At 60.9% G+C, this 17,556-nt stretch carries 18 protein-coding genes; 15 read left to right on the forward strand and 3 right to left on the reverse strand.

Features of this window, described 5'->3' with window-relative positions; genetic code table 11:
* Positions 1–148 precede the first annotated feature (148 nt).
* Complete coding sequence (locus tag LFL96_RS09360; RefSeq protein ID WP_281000435.1) at positions 149–724, reverse strand: hypothetical protein; 576 nt, start codon at positions 722–724, stop codon at positions 149–151.
* Between the two features lie 538 nt (positions 725–1,262).
* Here LFL96_RS09360 and LFL96_RS09365 point away from each other — a divergent pair.
* The 7 genes from LFL96_RS09365 (at position 1,263) to LFL96_RS09395 (ending at position 6,150) form a co-directional block, all read left to right on the forward strand.
* Positions 1,263–1,718, forward strand: coding sequence for a hypothetical protein (locus LFL96_RS09365; protein WP_281000437.1), 456 nt, complete (start codon positions 1,263–1,265; stop codon positions 1,716–1,718).
* Positions 1,719–1,846: 128 nt separating this feature from the next.
* Positions 1,847–2,188: a hypothetical protein gene (locus LFL96_RS09370; protein ID WP_281000438.1), complete on the forward strand. Its 342-nt coding sequence runs from the start codon at positions 1,847–1,849 to the stop codon at positions 2,186–2,188.
* 14 nt (positions 2,189–2,202) lie between these two features.
* On the forward strand, positions 2,203–2,601 hold the full coding sequence (locus LFL96_RS09375; RefSeq protein ID WP_281000439.1) for a hypothetical protein: 399 nt from the start codon (positions 2,203–2,205) through the stop codon (positions 2,599–2,601).
* 172 nt (positions 2,602–2,773) lie between these two features.
* The gene (locus tag LFL96_RS09380; protein WP_281000440.1) at positions 2,774–3,304 is read left to right on the forward strand and encodes a GNAT family N-acetyltransferase; all 531 of its coding nucleotides are present in this window, start codon (positions 2,774–2,776) and stop codon (positions 3,302–3,304) included.
* A gap of 450 nt (positions 3,305–3,754) precedes the next feature.
* The gene (locus tag LFL96_RS09385) at positions 3,755–4,663 is read left to right on the forward strand and encodes a helix-turn-helix domain-containing protein (RefSeq protein WP_281000441.1); all 909 of its coding nucleotides are present in this window, start codon (positions 3,755–3,757) and stop codon (positions 4,661–4,663) included.
* 252 nt (positions 4,664–4,915) lie between these two features.
* The gene (locus tag LFL96_RS09390; RefSeq protein ID WP_281000442.1) at positions 4,916–5,470 is read left to right on the forward strand and encodes a hypothetical protein; all 555 of its coding nucleotides are present in this window, start codon (positions 4,916–4,918) and stop codon (positions 5,468–5,470) included.
* Positions 5,471–5,715: 245 nt separating this feature from the next.
* Positions 5,716–6,150: a hypothetical protein gene (locus LFL96_RS09395; protein WP_281000443.1), complete on the forward strand. Its 435-nt coding sequence runs from the start codon at positions 5,716–5,718 to the stop codon at positions 6,148–6,150.
* A 133-nt stretch (positions 6,151–6,283) separates the two neighbouring features.
* Here the strand turns inward: LFL96_RS09395 and LFL96_RS09400 are convergent, their stop codons facing one another.
* The gene (locus LFL96_RS09400; RefSeq protein WP_281000445.1) at positions 6,284–6,574 is read right to left on the reverse strand and encodes a barstar family protein; all 291 of its coding nucleotides are present in this window, start codon (positions 6,572–6,574) and stop codon (positions 6,284–6,286) included.
* 209 nt (positions 6,575–6,783) lie between these two features.
* Here LFL96_RS09400 and LFL96_RS09405 point away from each other — a divergent pair, with 209 nt between their 5' ends.
* The gene (locus LFL96_RS09405) at positions 6,784–7,956 is read left to right on the forward strand and encodes a lysozyme inhibitor LprI family protein (RefSeq protein WP_281000447.1); all 1,173 of its coding nucleotides are present in this window, start codon (positions 6,784–6,786) and stop codon (positions 7,954–7,956) included.
* 75 nt (positions 7,957–8,031) lie between these two features.
* On the opposite strand, the gene LFL96_RS09410 is transcribed toward LFL96_RS09405, so the two are convergent.
* Entirely contained in the window at positions 8,032–8,235 is a 204-nt protein-coding gene (locus tag LFL96_RS09410) for a hypothetical protein (RefSeq protein WP_281000449.1), read from the reverse strand.
* A 627-nt stretch (positions 8,236–8,862) separates the two neighbouring features.
* Between LFL96_RS09410 and LFL96_RS09415 the strand changes: the two genes are divergently transcribed.
* From LFL96_RS09415 to LFL96_RS09445, 7 genes are all read left to right on the forward strand, one after another.
* Positions 8,863–11,052 carry a TonB-dependent siderophore receptor gene (locus LFL96_RS09415; RefSeq protein ID WP_281000656.1) on the forward strand — a complete coding sequence of 730 codons (2,190 nt, stop codon included), beginning with the start codon at positions 8,863–8,865 and terminating at the stop codon, positions 11,050–11,052.
* Between the two features lie 10 nt (positions 11,053–11,062).
* On the forward strand, positions 11,063–11,782 hold the full coding sequence (gene pnuC / locus LFL96_RS09420; RefSeq protein ID WP_281000451.1) for a nicotinamide riboside transporter PnuC: 720 nt from the start codon (positions 11,063–11,065) through the stop codon (positions 11,780–11,782).
* A 43-nt stretch (positions 11,783–11,825) separates the two neighbouring features.
* Complete coding sequence (locus LFL96_RS09425; RefSeq protein ID WP_281000453.1) at positions 11,826–13,136, forward strand: phosphotransferase; 1,311 nt, start codon at positions 11,826–11,828, stop codon at positions 13,134–13,136.
* 154 nt (positions 13,137–13,290) lie between these two features.
* Entirely contained in the window at positions 13,291–14,283 is a 993-nt protein-coding gene (locus LFL96_RS09430) for a succinylglutamate desuccinylase/aspartoacylase family protein (protein ID WP_281000454.1), read from the forward strand.
* A gap of 182 nt (positions 14,284–14,465) precedes the next feature.
* A complete protein-coding gene (locus LFL96_RS09435; protein ID WP_281000456.1) occupies positions 14,466–15,017 on the forward strand; it encodes a GNAT family N-acetyltransferase in 552 nt (183 codons plus the stop codon).
* A gap of 71 nt (positions 15,018–15,088) precedes the next feature.
* Entirely contained in the window at positions 15,089–16,096 is a 1,008-nt protein-coding gene (locus tag LFL96_RS09440; RefSeq protein WP_281000458.1) for an LLM class flavin-dependent oxidoreductase, read from the forward strand.
* Between the two features lie 119 nt (positions 16,097–16,215).
* Positions 16,216–17,538, forward strand: a complete 1,323-nt coding sequence (locus LFL96_RS09445; RefSeq protein ID WP_281000460.1) for an LLM class flavin-dependent oxidoreductase — start codon at positions 16,216–16,218, stop codon at positions 17,536–17,538.
* Positions 17,539–17,556: the final 18 nt, after the last annotated feature.

Genomic DNA, 17,556 nt, shown 5'->3' on the forward strand with positions numbered 1-17,556 from the left:
GTTCCAAAACATCCCACGTGAATTGAGCTGGATACGTACGTGTCATAGATTCCCATGAGATTGGGGCGAGCACGAGAACAAGCCAAATCGATCTTTCATGTGAATAGGCGTGTGTGCGTAGGGGGCGCAACCAAGGCGATCTCGCCTGTCAGGCAGAAACACGCCATGCATCGAATTGCTCGAATATCCGAAACCCAACATAGTCGGTTTTTCGCTTGTAAAGCCAGCGATAGTAGCAATCCCAATAACTCACCATCCGATCATGCGTTCGCTTCAAGAACGTCGGGTTTTCCTGAAAGAACACCCCGTAAACGTGTTGATCCATTGACGGCAAGCTCGCTTCGATCACGGCGAGAATTTCGACGACATACTCACCGCAGAGGTGTACGACGAACGGTGCAACCCAAGGTTCGGGCGAAGTGACCAGCCGCTCGACATGGCGTTGGCGTACATGTCCGTCGTGGTGCCTCGTCAGTGCACACGCATAGATCGCCGCCTGAACCTCGTTCAGTCCAAGGAATAGCGTGTCGTCGCAATCGTGGTGAATTCGATATGGAATATTGAGTGATTCACCTCGAACAACGACCGACGAACCGGGATGGGTCGCTGCACTGGGTCGAATCAAATCCGTGACGATGGTCACTTCGGAGCGAAGTTCGGCGGGGAAGGACGCTGTCAACGGATTGGTTTGAGCGGCGGTGCCTGCAGTTTGGGTGGTTGTCATGCGATGGTGCCGTCAGTACAAATAATTCGATTGTGTCATACAGCCATTAGCGGTCGCGGGCTTCACGAGTGTATGCATTGGGTTTCCGCGATCGCAACTTCTAGTAGCCCGTCAGTCGGTGAACGGCTCATGAAAAGACGTTCGACTAACTCGTCAAGATTGGCGACAGTCGACGCTGTAGCTATATCGTGCTGTGATCTGTCGGCTGACATTATTATGGGGGCACGTTAGGATGCGTGGCTCGTGGTTCCTTGCGAAAGTTGGCTGATAGTCGATGTCATCTCAACGCGGAATTAGCAATTCCGATCACCATTGTCGGGAACATTTGAAACTTCTTCAGTCACGGCACTGAGCGCTTTGGTTGCACTAACTGCATTACTAACGCTTACCTTACAAATCCGTGGATGAGTTCCGCCACGGATCACTTGCCGGGCGAGGAAACTCGCGACAGCACCGGCTTCGCCCGTGATTAGCCGTTCGACACAGGCTCCTTAATCCGTAACAATCTCGGCAAGTCAAACCTATTCCACGAACGAACATGAACGTGCTTGGACATCGCAGACTGCATCGACCCGCAATCGTGGCGGGGGGCGCCTCCCGCACAGAACGAACGTCTGCGGACTTTTTGATAGACGGACAGTCGTTGCTGGAAATGCTGGTTGAAAGTACCGGGGGACACGCCGATTTCATGGGATGCTTCGTGACTGGTTACGCGAAGGAATGCGAGCGCACGTCTTCGATGCTCATTGACGTTTCGGCGGAAAGTGAAAAGCGCGTACTAATCTACATCTGTCCGGAGTGCGGCGACATCGCTTGCGGCGCATATTCGGTCGTTGTGCGGCGCGATCACGAAGCCTACGTATGGGAAAGTTTCGCCTACCAGACAGGTGAATCTGACTTGAAGAGACTTGACGCGTTTGGACCGTTTTTCTTCGACGCGAGTGTGTACAAAGATTCTGTGCTCGCCGCGTCAGCGGTTGACGGAACCGAGTAGATTTTCGGCTGCTGGCGGACAGGAAGGGACGTTCGACATCCACACCATGAACGGTGACAATCAACGCTCCGCTCCGTACATCTTAAACGCAAATGGATAAGAGCTGCAATCGAACAAGCCGCCAACGTATGAGACGTGTTTCGCTGATTCCAATTGTCGTGTCTCTCTCGCTTTCCCTTTCTACGACTCGAAGCTGGGCGGACAATGTCGTCAAGGGGAGCCAGGTTGAAATTGTCGTGAACTACGGCAACCGCGACTTGACGCGACTGCATGATCTTGAGGACGAACTGGATGCCGCCGCGAAGGCTGCGGAGGCGGGTCAACTTGACGGAGACGAGGTGGCGTTGGACGGTAGCCGGGCGTCGATTTACATGACCGCACGGCATGTCGCCCTGCTGGTCAAAACGGTTGGGCCGATTCTGAAGGCGCACGAATTCTCTCATGATGCGCACATTATCCAGAGCGACTAAACGTACAGTTACTTATGATTAGCAAACGCGATCTCGCAGAGATTATCGGAAGTGAGATTACGGGGGTCGGCATTAATCCAGCGTCAGTTTCGATGGAGTTTGGCCGCGGATGCCGTGATAGTGGAAGCGGATGGATTTTGATCCAATGCGGCTTTTCTTTACAACACTCGGAAGACGAAATCATCGGCGACGCGAGTTCCCCGCAGTCCAGTGGCAGTCTGCAGCGCTGCTTGAATCAACTTGTCGTCGACGCCAATTTCGACGAACAGAAAGTGCTGACGCTGACCTTGGAGAGTGACTTGATCGTTCGAATCGTTCCCGACGTGGATGGCCTTGAATCGTATGTCCTCCATACCTCACAAGGAATTGTGCCGGTTATTGCCGTTGATTTATACCCGACGAAGGTCAGTTGAGCGTCCGCTCCGGAGAGTTGCGACAGACTGCTTCGGGTCGATCAGAGCCGGTCGTCGTAGGGCTCAGTTCGACCACATTAAGACGTTCGACGTTGCGACGCACATCGGTGACAATTCCTCGCATGCACCCGCGTCCACTAGTCCTATTCCAGAGCCATAAAGTGATCCTCAAATGACTGCAATATCCATCAGATCGGCAAACATTGGTGATGCGCAAATGATTGCCGATTTCCATGTCAAGGTCTGGCGGCATACTTACCGCGATCTCGCGCCCACGGAAGCATACGCCGCGCTAGACGAACAACATCGCGGCAAGATGTGGACGGAGAAGCTATCTTCAAACGACAACAGTCAGATGGTGCTTATTGCCGAAGTCGACGGAACAATAGTCGGCATAGGGGCCGCTGCCCGGTCTTCGGATGCGATATTCAAGGGGCGTGGAGAGATCAAGTCCCTCTATGTCGACCCCGACTTCAAGCGCAGGGGCATTGGCCGCGCGTTGCTGGCACGACTTGCGACCCACTTGAGGAGCATACATTGTCAGGGAGTCGCTTTAAGCGTCGTCAAGGGAAATGCACCCGCAATCGCGTTTTACGGAAAGTTAAACGGCCAGCAAGTAGGTGAATACACCGATCCGGGACCGATCTGGCGATCACAAAACATCGTATTTGCGTGGGACGACGTTGCAATTCTGATCGGTTGATCAATGTGCCATGGCGCGTCGCGTTGGTCTTTAGCCAGCACGCAAAAAATCGAGCGTGTGGCGATCAACCCATGTTTATTAAAACGCACATCCACCTTGGGGTAGACACCACGCCACCTTCAATTCGCATGGAATGGCTTACGATACTGTCGACGTATGACCTGCCTCGGCTCGAACATGCACCTGCTCCAATGTACCGACAATCTGCAACGTGTTCGAACCGTCCACGCGAAAGGGCCCCAGTCAGCAGGGCGTAGAATCCACCGAGCCCCCTGAAGAATGACCTCTCTGGAGCGCGTACCCAAGACAACGCGCCGTCGATGAATGGATACCGTTCCCACTTTCAAGTCGTCAACGCTCGACTTACCCGAGGCAGACCGGTTTCACCTCTGGATGGAGGGAAGTCACTGCGACAGCCGGTTGAAGGATGGAAATTCCGCCGCGTTTGCGATGGAGTCATCAGCGGCGACGCTCGGCCCGCTGATTCTTTCGGGGCGACGCTGGTTGCATCAGGAAGACTCGCTGGTGTACGAGATGCATCGAACCGAACGGCGTATCCGGACCGATGGACAGGACTTCTTCTATCTGATGCTGCTGACGGGCGGCAGAAATCTGTTTCGCTCGGAGAACGTTCAATCGCGCCGAGGCGCGGGCGATCTGTGCTTGTCGGATGCCGCGCAGCCCCACGAGTACGAGATCAAACCGGGCGGCGGCATTTCGCTGGTGGTCCCGCGGGATTTCATGCCGCGTGGTGCCGGCAATCTGCATGGGCAGACGCTCTCCAGCGGCATAGGCCGGCTGCTGGGCGATCATCTGTTGTCGCTGTTCCGCAATCTGCCGGATTTGCGGCCGCAGGACGTTCAGCATGTCGTTCAGTCCACGCTGCAACTGGTGACGGCCGCCGTGTCGCCTACGGATGACACGGTGCGCGAAGCGGAGAGTCCGATCCGCAATGCGTTGAGAGCCAGCGTGCTGCGTTACATCGACGTTCATCTGCTCGATCCCGATCTCACGCCTGAGCGGATCTGTCGAAGTATCGGCCTGTCGCGCGCCAGGCTGTATCAGTTATTCGAAGGCGCCGGCGGTGTCATGCGACAGATCCAGCGCAAGCGCTTGCGACGGGCTTATCGTGTGCTTGCCGATTTCAGCCTGCCGCGGCGACGCATCGCGGAGATTGCGTGGAGTCACGGATTTCCCGACGAAAAACATTTTTACAGGTCGTTCAAGGCGGAGTTTGGACACACTCCGAGCGAAACCCTGGAGCGCGCCCGGCATTCATCGGATCCCTCGCTTGGCGGGCGCCGCGATGGCGCGGATCGTCCCGCCGGGTGGAACGTGCCTTGGGGCGTACCCCGTTAATCGATGTGCGTTCGAAGTTCTGGTTTTTACCATCTTCACACTGTCACCCGAGACACAAGTCCACCTATTTAGGAACGGATCGACACCCTTGTTGCCGGGGTGCCACTCTACAATTTCATCACCATCATTTCTCATCCGGGACTGCGGGAGTCCGCAGGAAACGGCGCATGTCCGGACCGATGAGATTCGACCTGATCAATGACAGGGGCGACGTCGCGCGGTATGGCGACGCCGCATCTTCGGAAAAGAACGATGAAAGCCATAGCGATCCAATCCCTCTCGGCCGTTCTCATCGCGAGCGCGCTGGCCGGCTGTATGGTTCCCGCGCAAAACCGGGCCACCGCCTCTTCCAATACATCGCTGACTACGGCCGATTGGGACAAGGTGACGGATAGCGACCGCGCGTCGGTGAGAGCCGGTCGAATGCCGAAAGAAGTCATTTCCTACGATCTCCAGATTGGAAAAATGATTCCGGAAGGTCAGCAACTCATTGCGGCTCACGATCAGGTAAAAGGCCCTATCTGGGCGAAGAAAATGAATGCGTTGATCGAAGCGAGAAACAAGGCGATGGAAAAATTCAACGCAAGCGCGATGGCCCGCAACAATGCGATTGCCAATGCCACTGGCAGCGCGTTGGGCAACAGCAAGCCCGATCCCTGCCTGTCGCCCATGGGGAAAAACATCTGCGGAGGGTCGACGGCACAGCAAGGCGATCGTGCGAACTACACCGTCGGACCCGGCGGCATCGGCGCGACGATTGGGCATTACACGGTGGTACCTGGCGGCATCGGGATGGGTGGGTTTTGATTCGGTTCGGTACGCGATTCGTTTCGCGTTAGAGCCGAGGTACGCCCGGCCACCGGGCGAGCCGGGCGTCGCGTCGACGAACTTCGTCGGACCGCGCCGATATTCGACCGATTCGGCGATCGAGGTTATTGCCGCGCTGCTCTTCGGATTGGTTTGAGTGGACACCGCCACGCGCAAACGCTCCCATCACCATTCGTCACCGACACTCGGGTACCATCGCCAGTATCAGCTCGTCGGGGGATACCTTGGACAAATGGAACCATGCGAAGAGTAAGGCGGCAGTCTGGTGGACACAAACGCCAGCATCGATAAAAGCCGCGATTTTTCTTGTTTCAGCGGTATGGGGTGCTTATGCGATGTTTTTAGCGAGCCTTCAGAAAACAATTCCGTCTCCGACCTGGAGACAACCCATCATCACAAGCATCCTCATAGAAGCGGTCCTGCTGGCACAACTCGGTTTCGGCCTATACATCATGGCACTCATCGGGCAAAAACGTGCCCTCGGCCGTCTTGCGATACTCGTAGCGTTCGGTGGTCTATCTGTCCTTCGCTTCATGCACTCAGTCAAACTGCATGCCGATACGGGCACGGCAGTCTTCCTGATGCTTGGCGCTGCCTCTGCGCTTCTCTTTACACGTGAAAGCAGGGTTTGGTTTCGCTCTCGCCGGACGAGGCGGTGACCGGACGGGTGTCGGGCCAAGATCGACTATGAAGAGATGTCAGACGGATCGACACACGCCGTCGACAATCGAACTGAGCAAGTCAGTGCGAGAGGAGGCGGATGGTGAGCGGCTTCTACCAAGCGAATGCCGACTATGCGACGTACTCGACACATGGTGCGAGGTTTGGATACTTTTGCGCGATGTTTTCTAGACAGCCTGACATCAATTCCGCGTCGAAGGGAAATCGGCTCTCGAAGTCCGACCAGTTCTTCAACCGGAGAACAAGCGGCATTTCCACAAGCGCGGTGATAGCGTCCCAGAACGCGTTCCAGTTCCTTCCGTACCAGTCGGGAAAATTCAACTGCGTCATCAATCTTTCGTGCAGTTGCTTCATAGATGTGATGTCACCAAGTTCTATTTCTACGAGAGCGTCACGTTCCATCACTTTGTCGACAAGCAAAGTGGCAAGTATAGGCACATTGCGCTATGCATTAGCAACGATTGGCAGGGCTTCGCGGTTGGAGAGACCACGCTATTCACTGTTCGACGGTTATCGAATCAATACGGATAGTTGACTTGCCGTAACTGCATGCTGCCCGCCGCAACCCTGCAAAATTCAAATTCTCGACTGACCAACAAAAGGTTCACCCCATGCGACACCACGCCGCCTGCATCGCCATGCTGCTATGCGCCTCCCACGCTTTCGGCGCGTCATTCGATTGCGCGAAAGCCGCGTCCAACGTCGAGAAGACGATCTGTGCCGACAAGTCGCTCAACGCACTCGACGAACAACTCGGCCAGCAATATCAGGAGACACTAACCAACCTGACCGCGGACGAAGCAACGAACACACGCACTGCTCAACGCAACTGGCTGACCGAACGCAATACATGTGAATCCCAGGCAGCCAACGAACGCGATTGCCTGAAAAGCAGCATGTCGGGTCGCCTGAAAGCGCTGCAGACACTCAGCGACAACGGCGCTAAAGCACTGGATAGCGCGATTGCCGACATCCCTTCAAAACCCGCCGATGCCGCTACGCGTCTACGTGCATATCGCGGCGGTCTCGCATCCGCGTGGCTCGTCTATCTGCATCAATTCGAGCCCACGGCGGCAGTCACCGGCTCGGAAGCACAGGCGCGCCACAAAATCGCCGTCAACGCGCTGTCGGACGACACGTTCGCGCAATCGGTGCTTCAGGACGTCGAGAACGACCCGAAGTTAAGCCGTGACCAGAAGGTATTGACGCTGCTGCGAATGCAGATCGAACGCGCGGACTATGGCGGCGCACGTCCTTATGTGCATTGCTTCGTGTTCGCGCGCCAGGGCGATGCGGCTTACGACGCGATGGGCGGGCTATACGGATCGAGTCGCGACGGCAGCGCGCCGGTCTGCCAACCGGCCGGGAATCTTTTCGAACAACCGGCGTGGAAGCGTCTGAACGACGCGTTCCAGCCGCTGATGGAAGCGATCGGCAGCCAGGGCGGCACGATCCGTTTCGCGTCGTATGCGAGCTTCTCCGTGCTGGAGCTGCGCGCCACGCTGTCGCCGCGAGACTTTCTGAAACCCGCCATGCGCAAGAACGCGCAAGATTCCACCGGCGATCTTCGCGCCTGGCGCGATAGCAAGGACTGGCCGGATGCCCAGCGTCAGGCCGCGCTTAAAGTACTGCCCGACGTGCAGACGACGACGGCGAAGTGGCTGCGCGAGCAGCGCGGTCTATCGGAGCAGGACGCGCAACAGGCGGCGAGGGCGATCGTTTTCAGTTGGATCAATGAACGGATGGCGCTCGCGAACGATTCGCTCGAGGCGGCGAGCAATTGACCTGCACTGCGTGACGCATCACCCAACGCATCACCCAACGCCTCACCCAACGCATCACCGGCCAGCAACGCAGGATCATTGATCCTGCTGCATGATATTCGCGGGCGGGTCCGGCATGAAATGGATTGCCGTCATGCCCGCGAGCACCAGCGCGCACAGAAAAGCCAGGAGATAGCAGATCCGCTCCGTGATGGTCATCCGGCGTTTCTTGCGGCTGGGCGCGTTGACATTCCTGCTGAACGAGCGCAACCCCTGTTCTTCGAACGCTTCCTGCTGCAATTGCTTTCTAAGGTCCTTCACCCGTTGGCCTTTCGTTCTTATCGTGGTTTTTATCGCGCGTCGTTTTTTATCGACGCTTTTACCTGCGCTTCCCAGTAACCTTCTTCAACGGCGTGTTTTACCGTGCCATTAGCCCGATGTAAAGTTGCTTCGACTCGCGCCGGCGAGTTGCATACCTGAACTCAACCTATCCCGCAAGCCTTTCCCGCAATCTGGCGCACCCGAACGTCGCGCAACCCCCGCTTATCGCCGGAATTCGCCGATCCCATTTGACCGGCGCGCGGGGTCGTGGTGGAATCCGTCCCTTCGCCAGCAACGCAGTATTCAAGGTCCTTCGGAGCGTCAGCGTTAAACGGCGCGCAAGGCAGCCGCCATTGTGCGCGGTCGCGCGCCGCACCGATCGACCGACATCGACAAGGTTCCGCCGCAACGTCACGTCTCCCGTTAGCGTCGCGTAAGGTTCGCTCAAGGCGCGTCAGGCGTCCGGGCGGTTCAAGCCGTTAAACAGCGCGGCCAGACGGCGGAACCGATAACAACACTATGACAAGCACACGATCCACCCGTCCCACGGGCCGCGCCGGTTTGCCCGCGACGTTCCCTTTGAAGCGCTCCACGCTCGGCGTGGCGATGGCCACCACGTTGTTGACCAGCCAGCCTGCGTGGTCGCAAGCCGCCCATGGCGCGGCAACCGCTACCGCTGCAACCGCCGACCAGACGTCCGACGCAAGCGCCAGCACCCAACTCCCGACCGTCACCGTCGACGGCGCGCGCAGCACGACCTTCCGCACGTCCACCGCATCGGTCACGGGCATCGACGACGCGCCGTTGCGCGACACGCCCGCCTCGGTCAGTGTCGTGAACCGCGCGATGCTCGACGACCAGCAGGCCCGGCTCCTGAGCGACGTGGTGCGCAACGATGCATCCGTGGGCAACGCTTACGCGCCGGTCGGCTACTACCAGGGCTTCGAGATTCGCGGCTTTCCGATCGATCTCGCCAGCGCGATCCGCATCGACGGCCTGACCATCTCCGGCGAGCAGAACGTCGCGCTGGAAAACAAGGAACAGGTCGAGATCCTGAAAGGCCTTGCCGGCATCGACGCCGGCGTGATCGCCCCGGGCGGCGTCATCAACTTCGTCACCAAGCGGCCGATCGACGTCGCGAGCGTCACGACCAGCGTCGATAGCCGCGGCTCGACCTCGGCAGCGGTGGACCTCGGCCACCGCTTCGGTGTCGACGACCAGTTCGGCATTCGCATCAACGCCGCGAAGGAGAATATCCACTCGTACGTGGACGGCGCGAACGGCCGGCGCACCTTCGGTTCGATCGCGGCGGACTGGAACATCAACCCGCGCGCGTCGCTGCAATTCGACGCGGAATTTCAGCAGTTGATTCAACGCTCGGTGTCCGGATACCAGTTGCTGGGCGGCACGGTGGTGCCGCCGGCCGCATCGGCATCGACGCTGCTCGGCGGACAAAGCTGGACCAAGCCGCTCACCACCGACGCGCTCAACCTGAACGCGCGTTTCGATTACCAGTTCAACGACGCGTGGCAGGGCTATATCGCAGCCGGCCGCAGCCACACGATGATCGACGACAACGTCGCCTTCGCGTACGGCTGCTATTACGTGTCGAGTTGCGGCGCGGGCGGCACGTCGCCGTATTTTTTTAGCTCGACCGGCGACTACGACGTCTACGATTTCCGCAGCCCCGGCGAATACCGCCGCAACGACGAACTGAAAGCGGTGCTCACCGGCAAGTTCTCGACCGGCGCGATCCGCCACGAACTGACATTCGGCGCGAGCGTGCAGCGTCGCGTGGTCGATCTGTCCAACGCGGTGTACGACTACATCGGCTCGGAAAACATCGATGGCCCGGCGCAGGCGTTCCCGCCGTCGCCGAATTCGACCAGCGCGTCGTTCCCGCAACTGGACGCGCATCAGTACGCGGTCTTCGGCGTGGATCGCATCACGCTGAACGATCAGTGGCAGATTCTGGCGGGCGGCCGCGAGTTGATGCTCCGGCAGAAGAGCTGGACCAGCATGGGCGGTCCGGAAACCGGAACCGACAAAACCGTATTTCTCCCGCAGGCGGCACTCGTCTACAAACCGGTTCAGCCGTTGTCGTTGTACGTGTCGTACAGCAAGGCGCTGTCGCTCGGCGACCAGGCGCCGGTGCGGGCCAGCAATGCGTACGCGTTCCTGCCGCCGATCGAGTCGCACCAGGTCGAGGCGGGCGCGAAGTACGACTGGCAGAATCGGCTGAGTCTCACGGCCTCGGTGTTTTCCATCGACAAACCGTTCGAGTTCGCGCAGCCCGATTCGTCGGATGCGGGTTACACGTTCGTGCAGCACGGCACCGAGCGGCATCAGGGCATCGAGCTCGGCGCGTCCGGTCGCGCGACCGAGCGTCTGACGCTGAGCGCAAGTCTCGCCGCGATTCGCGCGCGGGCTTACGACTCCGGTTCGCCTGCGTACGAAGGGCACCAGGTGATCAACGTGCCGCGTCTGAGCGCGACGATGTACGCGGACTACGCGATGCCGGGCGTCGCCGGGCTGCATCTGCTGGGCGGCGTGAATTACGTGGGCAGCAAGAACGCGAACGAGGAGGGCAGCGCGAGCGTGCCCGCGTATTTCGTGTTCAACCTCGGCGCGAGCTATACGACGAAACTCGGCGGCCATAAAACCGTCGTACGTCTGGCCGTGGATAACCTGTTCAACAAGTACTACTGGCAGGACGCCGGCGAGCAGCAGGGCGACGCGTATCTGTTCCTCGGCGCGCCACGCACCGCGCGTCTGTCGCTGACTTACGACTTCTAGAGGTTGCTTCATGTCCGCACTCGAAATCACCGGCGTGATCGTCAGCGCACTCGCGATCTGGCTGACGGCACGACGTTACATGTCGTGCTGGCCGGTGGGCCTCGCGTCGGTCGCGTTGTACGGCTGGATTTTCTACGACGCGAAACTGTATTCCGACATGCTGCTGCAAGGCGCGTTCGCGCTGTTGCAGGTGTATGGCTGGTGGCGCTGGATCGCGCAACGCAGTCAGGCGGACGGAAAGGCGCGGCGGGTTGATGCGCAGCGGCCGGGCAGCGAGCATGGCGGTCAGGCACACCCTGCCGAGGACGAAGGCGCCTTCGCCAGCGTGAGCGTGAGTGCGACCGATACCGACACCGGCGCCGTGAAAGTGCGCGTGGTACCGTTACGCGCATTGCTGCCGGGTTTCGCGTTCGCACTGGTATGCAGCGCCGCGCTCGGCTCGCTGATGGCGCATTTCACCGACGCCGCGTTGCCCTACGTCGATGCCACGCTGACTTCGTTCAGCCTCGTCGCGCAGTACTGGACCGCACGTCGTTATATCGCGTCGTGGTGGGTCTGGTCGGTGGTCAACGTGGTGTATGTGGGCATGTTTCTGTTCAAGGGTCTTTACCCGACGGCTGGTTTGTACGCGTTGTTCATCGGCCTCGCGGTGATCGGCTGGCGCGACTGGAGCCGCGCGATCGGCCGCGACGACGCGCAAGCCGCGCGCGGCGAAGCGGCGGCGCTGTGATGAACGGGTGGTTACGCGCCGCTTTCTTTCGCGGATTGTTTCGATGAACACGGAAAAACGCACGACGTCGATCGACGGACAAGGCATTGACGAAGCGTCCGCTGTGGCGCGTGAGCCGGTCGCGCCGAAACAGTTCGGCGTCGGCGGCGTGGAAGAAGAACGCGACTGGCCGCTGATGACGCACGAGGAAGTCGGCGCGGTGCTCGCCGGGTTCCGTCATCGTGGACGTGCCGACTATCCAGCTCGCCGCGATCCGCCAGACCACGGCGCTGAAAACGGCACGCCGCTGGGCCCCATTGCATCGCTTTGCTGGCATAGTCCGCGGCAGTTCGCATCGGGCGCGCTCGTCGATACCGCGAACGGCGACACGCTGTTCGTCAAACGTCATCACGTATCGATTCGCGACGTCGAAGGTCTGCACGAAGAGCATCGCTTCATCGCGCATCTGCAGTCGCGCGGCGTGCCGGTCACGGACGTGCTGTGCACGCTCACCGGCGCCACCGCATTGCGCGTCGACGACTGGACCTACGAAGTGCATGCCCTCGCGGCCGGCGTCGATCTGTATCGCGACTCGCATTCGTGGAGTCCGTTCTCGCACGCTTCGCACGCGTATGCGGCGGGCCGCGCGTTGGCGCGGTTGCATCGCGCGTCGGCGGATTACATGGCGCCTGAACGCACCATCCGGCCATTGATGCAGAGTTTTCGCGTCATCGGCGCCGCGCGCCTGGACGACGCGCTCGATGCGTGGATCGGCGCGCAACCGTTGCTCGCGCAAGCGCTGGCCACCCGCCCGTGGCGCGCCGATATCGCCGCCTGCATCGCGCCGTTTCACGCGGCGCTGGCGCCGTTGCTGCCCGCGCTCGAACCGTTGTGGACGCACGGCGACTGGCACGCGTCGAACCTGCTATGGAGCGCCGACGCGCCGGATGCGCAGGTGCGCACAGTGCTCGACTTCGGCCTGTCGGATCGCACCTGCGCGGTGTACGACCTCGCGTTGGCAATCGAGCGCAATACGATCGAGTGGCTGTCGTTCGGTGAAGGCGGCACGCATCCCGTGTACACCGATCAGATCGATGCACTGCTCAACGGCTACGAATCGCTGAGTCCGCTGAGCGATGTTGCGTATGCCGCGCTGTGCGCGTTGCTGCCGATCGTCCATACCGAGTTCGCGCTGTCCGAGCTCGCGTACTTCGATGGCATTCTGCACGCACCCGCTGACGGCGAAGTCGCCTACACGACCTATCTGCTCGATCACGCGCGCTGGTTCGCGGCCGGGCAGGGGCGGACCTTGCTCGCGTGGATGCGTACGCGGCGCCGTGTCGATCCGCATACGGCTGGGTCAGCCGAGGTTTGACGCCGCGACGGGAATGCAAATCAGCAATGCCTGGTTCACGCTGACACGGGAAACGGGGTAACGTAGTCCTCTTTCGATCGCGCGTTTCCGTCTTGCCCGAACCGGACCCGCGATGATCCCGCGATGAACCTGCGACCACCGCGCCGAGGCCCCCATGACTCTCCTGCACAGCGAAATCGATCTGGACGCCGACGGACGCCACGTCGGCTATCTGCGCTTGCCGCATTCGGTGCATCGCTCCGCGTACGGCTGGATTCCGGTTCCGATCGCCTCGATCCGCAACGGCGACGGCCCCGTCGTGCTGCTGATGGGCGGCAATCACGGCGACGAATACGAAGGTCAGGTACTGGTGTCCAGCCTGATCCGCGAGATCGACCCGCAATGGGTGCGCGGACAACTGATTTTCCTGCCGATGGCGAATTTCCCCGCCGCCGCGGCCGGCCTGCGGACCTCGCCGCTCGACGGCGGTAACCTGAACCGCAGTTTTCCTGGTGATCCACAAGGCACGCCGACCCAGGCGATTGCCGACTACATCGAAACCCGGCTCCTGACCCGCGCGCAGTATCTGATCGATCTGCATTCGGGCGGCAGTTCGCTGCTCTACGACGGCGCGAATCTGCTCGCGATCGAGCCACGCGATCCCGTCGAAGAGGAACGGCTCAAGGCGCTGCTCGCCGCGTTCGGCTTGCCGCGCGCGTTTCTGCATCGGGAGAATCCGCTGCATGCGGCGAGCGCGGCGCGCCGTCAAGGCGCGGTGTCGATCCTCGCGGAACTCGGCGGGGGCGGCACGGTGCAGCCAAAGCTGCTGCGCGACGCACGGCAAGGGCTGCTGCATCTGCTCGGTTTCATCGGCGTGCTCGACGGGCCGCTCGTCCCGCACGAGCCGCCTGCCGTCACGCGTTTTTTCAGCGTCACGGGCTCGCGCGACTACGTGTACGCGTACGAGCGCGGCGTGTACGAACCGCTCGTCGAACCTAGCGACTGGGTCGAAGCCGGGCAGCCCGCCGCGCGTATTCACTTCCCCGATACGCCGTTGCGTGAGCCGGTCGTCGCGCACTTTGCGGCGAGCGGCCAGGTGGTCTGCAAGCGGGTGCCGGCCGCCGTGGAGCGCGGCGACTGTCTGTTTCATCTCGCCGAACCGGTTTGATGAAGCGGCGTGACAAGTCGCCTTACAAGGCGCATTACGCGGCTATAGCGCCGATAACGCTGCTTGTTTAAATAACCTTTGATCGTGGAATAACCATTCATCAAATGTTTGGTTCGCGCCGCGCGACCGGGCTGATATCTTCTTTAAAAGAGCCTACGGTACGCACGTTTCGCGCATTCGCCATGACCTACGAGATTATCGACACGACGCCGCTCGATCCCATCGCCCAGCCGTTGCTGGATGCGTTGAGCCTCGAATACGCCACGCGTTATCGCGAGTTCCGCAAGGACAGCGCGGCGTCGGCGACCGAGGAAATGCTGCGTTATCCGCCCGCGCTATTCGCGCCACCCGAGGGGGCATTCATCGTGGTGGTGCGCGAGGGGCGGACCGTCGGCGGTGGCGCGTTCAAGCGCTATGACGCGGTGACCGCCGAGCTCAAGCGGATCTGGACGCATGCAAGCGAACGCCGTCAGGGACTCGCTCGACGCGTGGTGGAAGAGCTCGAGGCGCGCGCGTTGCGCCAGGGTTACCAGCGCGTCTATCTGACCACGGGTTTCAGGCAGCCGGAAGCGGCCGGTCTCTATGCAAGCAGCGGTTACGAGGAACTGTTCGACCGGGCCATTGCGCCGGAGATTCATTTTCGCCTGCCGTTCGGTAAGGACCTGCTGACGCCGGGCGCGATCGACTCGCTGAACGATCTGCGCCGTGCCGAACCGCTCGGGCAGAAGCCTTAGCGCCGCAAACCTTCCACGCATGTTCACCGGTTTTTCTTCATGTACCTGGCGGTGCACCAGGAGGCCTCGCTATGTCCTATTCACTTTCGATTCTCGACAAAAGTCCCATCGCCGATGGCAAGACGGCGCATGACGCGTTGCGCTTCACGGTGCATCTCGCGCAACGCGCGGAAGCGCTCGGTTACCGGCGTTACTGGATCGCCGAGCATCACGGCTCGCCGAAGCTCGCGAGTTCGGCGCCCGAGATCGTGATCTCGCATCTGCTCGCGCATACGTCGCGGATTCGGGTCGGTTCGGGCGGGGTGATGCTGCAACACTACAGCCCGTTCAAGGTTGCGGAGTCGTTTCGTGTGCTCGCTTCGCTGGCGCCGGATCGCGTCGATCTCGGCATCGGCAAGGCGCCGGGCGGATTGCCGCTCACCACGCGCGCGCTGCAATGGTTTCACGACAAAACGAAGAAGCCCGATTTCGCGCATCAGCTCGCCGAACTCGACGCGTTCCTGAAATGGGGTGTGGACGAGGATCATCCGCTGGCGGGCGCCGTCGCGTTGCCGCTGCCGCCCGAGCCGCCGCAGCGCATTCTGCTCGGCGGCAGTCCGGAGAGCGCGGCGCTTGCCGCGTGGCACGACTGGCAGTTCTGCTACGCCGGGCATCTGAACGGCGACGAGGCGAACATCGAACGCTCGCTCGACACGTATCGCAACGCGACGGGCCGCGCGCCGCTACTGGCTGTGTATGCGTTCGCCGCGCAGTCGAAGGAAGCGGCCCAGCATCACGTCGGCGCGCTGCGCGTGTTCAAGGTGCGGCTCGCGACCGGCCAGAGCGTGAATCTGTCGAGCGTCGAGCTGGCCGCGGAATTCGCGCGGCAGATGGGCGTGACCGACTACCGGCTCGACGAACTCCGGCCCCACGTGATCACCGGCACCGCCGACGACGTGCACGCGGAATTCGAAACCTTGCACGAACGCTACGGCATCGAGGAGTTCGTGATCGACATTCCGGTCGTGGATTACGCGCTGCGGCTTGCGTCGGTGGAGGCGTTGGCGCTGGCGGGCGCGCGGCAGACGGCGCGCGTTTGATTTCACGCGCACTGCGCCGCTGATCTGTGCGCATCCCGCTAGCCGACATTTCGATTCCCCGATTCCCCGATTTCGCGATTCCTCGACTTTCCGACACCGACACTTCGACGGACCCCACCATGACCCAGCGACACCTCTCTTTCGGCCTCATGCTGCAAGGCGCGGGCGGCCACATGAATTCGTGGCGCCATCCTGCCGGCCCCGCGGATGCCAGCGTCAACCTCGATTTCGTCACCGGCATCGTGCAGAAGGCGGAAGCGAACGGCATCGCGTTCGCGTTCGTCGCCGACGGTCTGTACATCAACGCGAAATCGATTCCCCATTTTCTGAATCGTTTCGAGCCGATCTCGATCCTCTCGGCGCTCGCGGCCTCGACCACGAAGATCGGTCTGGCCGGCACGCTGTCGACCTCGTACAGCCATCCGTTCACGGTGGCGCGGCAGTTCGCGTCGCTGGATCTGATCAGCGGCGGGCGGGCAGGGTGGAACGTGGTGACATCGCCGCTCGAAGGCTCCGCGAAGAACTACGGCGGCGAGCATCCCGATCACGAACTACGTTACGAAATCGCCGACGAATACCTCGATGTCGTGCAGGGTCTGTGGGATAGCTGGGACGACGACGCGTTCGTGCGCGAGCGCGCTAGCGGCCGTTTCTTCGACCGCGACAAGCTGCACACGCTCGATCACAAAGGCCGTTTCTTCGAAGTGGCCGGACCGCTGAACATTCAGCGCTCGCCGCAGGGGCAGCCGGTGATCTTCCAGGCTGGCTCGTCGGACTCGGGCATTGCACTGGCCGGCAAATACGCGGACGCGGTGTTCACGCATTCGCCGTCGCTCGACGAAACGAAAGCGTTCGCGCAGAAGGTCCGGCAGAGCGCGCTCGATCATGGCCGCGCGGCCACCGACGTGAAGATTTTTCCCGGCATCGGCCCGATCGTCGGCGCGACGCTTGAAGAAGCGGAGGCGAAGTACCGGGCGATCCGTGATCTGCTGACCGTCGAGGACGCGCTTGCCTATCTCGGCCGTTACTTCGAGCACCACGACTTCACGCAATACCCGCTCGATGCGCCGTTCCCCGAACTCGGCGAGCTTGGCGCGAACAGTTTCCGTTCGACCACCGAGCGCATCAAGCGCGAAGCGAAGCGCAAGGGATCGACGCTGCGCGAGGTCGCGCTCGAAGTCGCGACGCCGAAGACGCAGTTCATCGGCACGGGCGACACGATCGCCGACGAACTGATCCGCTGGTTCGACGCGGGCGCGGCGGACGGTTTCATTCTTGGCTTCCCGGTGCAGGCCGAAGGGCTCGACGATTTCGTGCGTCACGTGGTGCCGGCGCTCGAAGCACGCGGCCGTTATAGCCGCACGCTGACCGGCGCGACGCTGCGCGATCACCTTGGTTTACCGCGACGGGAAAGCCGCTACGCGGCCGCGGAAACGGCATGAACCACCACGGCGCGCGAC

The organism is Paraburkholderia sp. D15 (genome assembly GCF_029910215.1).
Classification (GTDB): domain Bacteria; phylum Pseudomonadota; class Gammaproteobacteria; order Burkholderiales; family Burkholderiaceae; genus Paraburkholderia.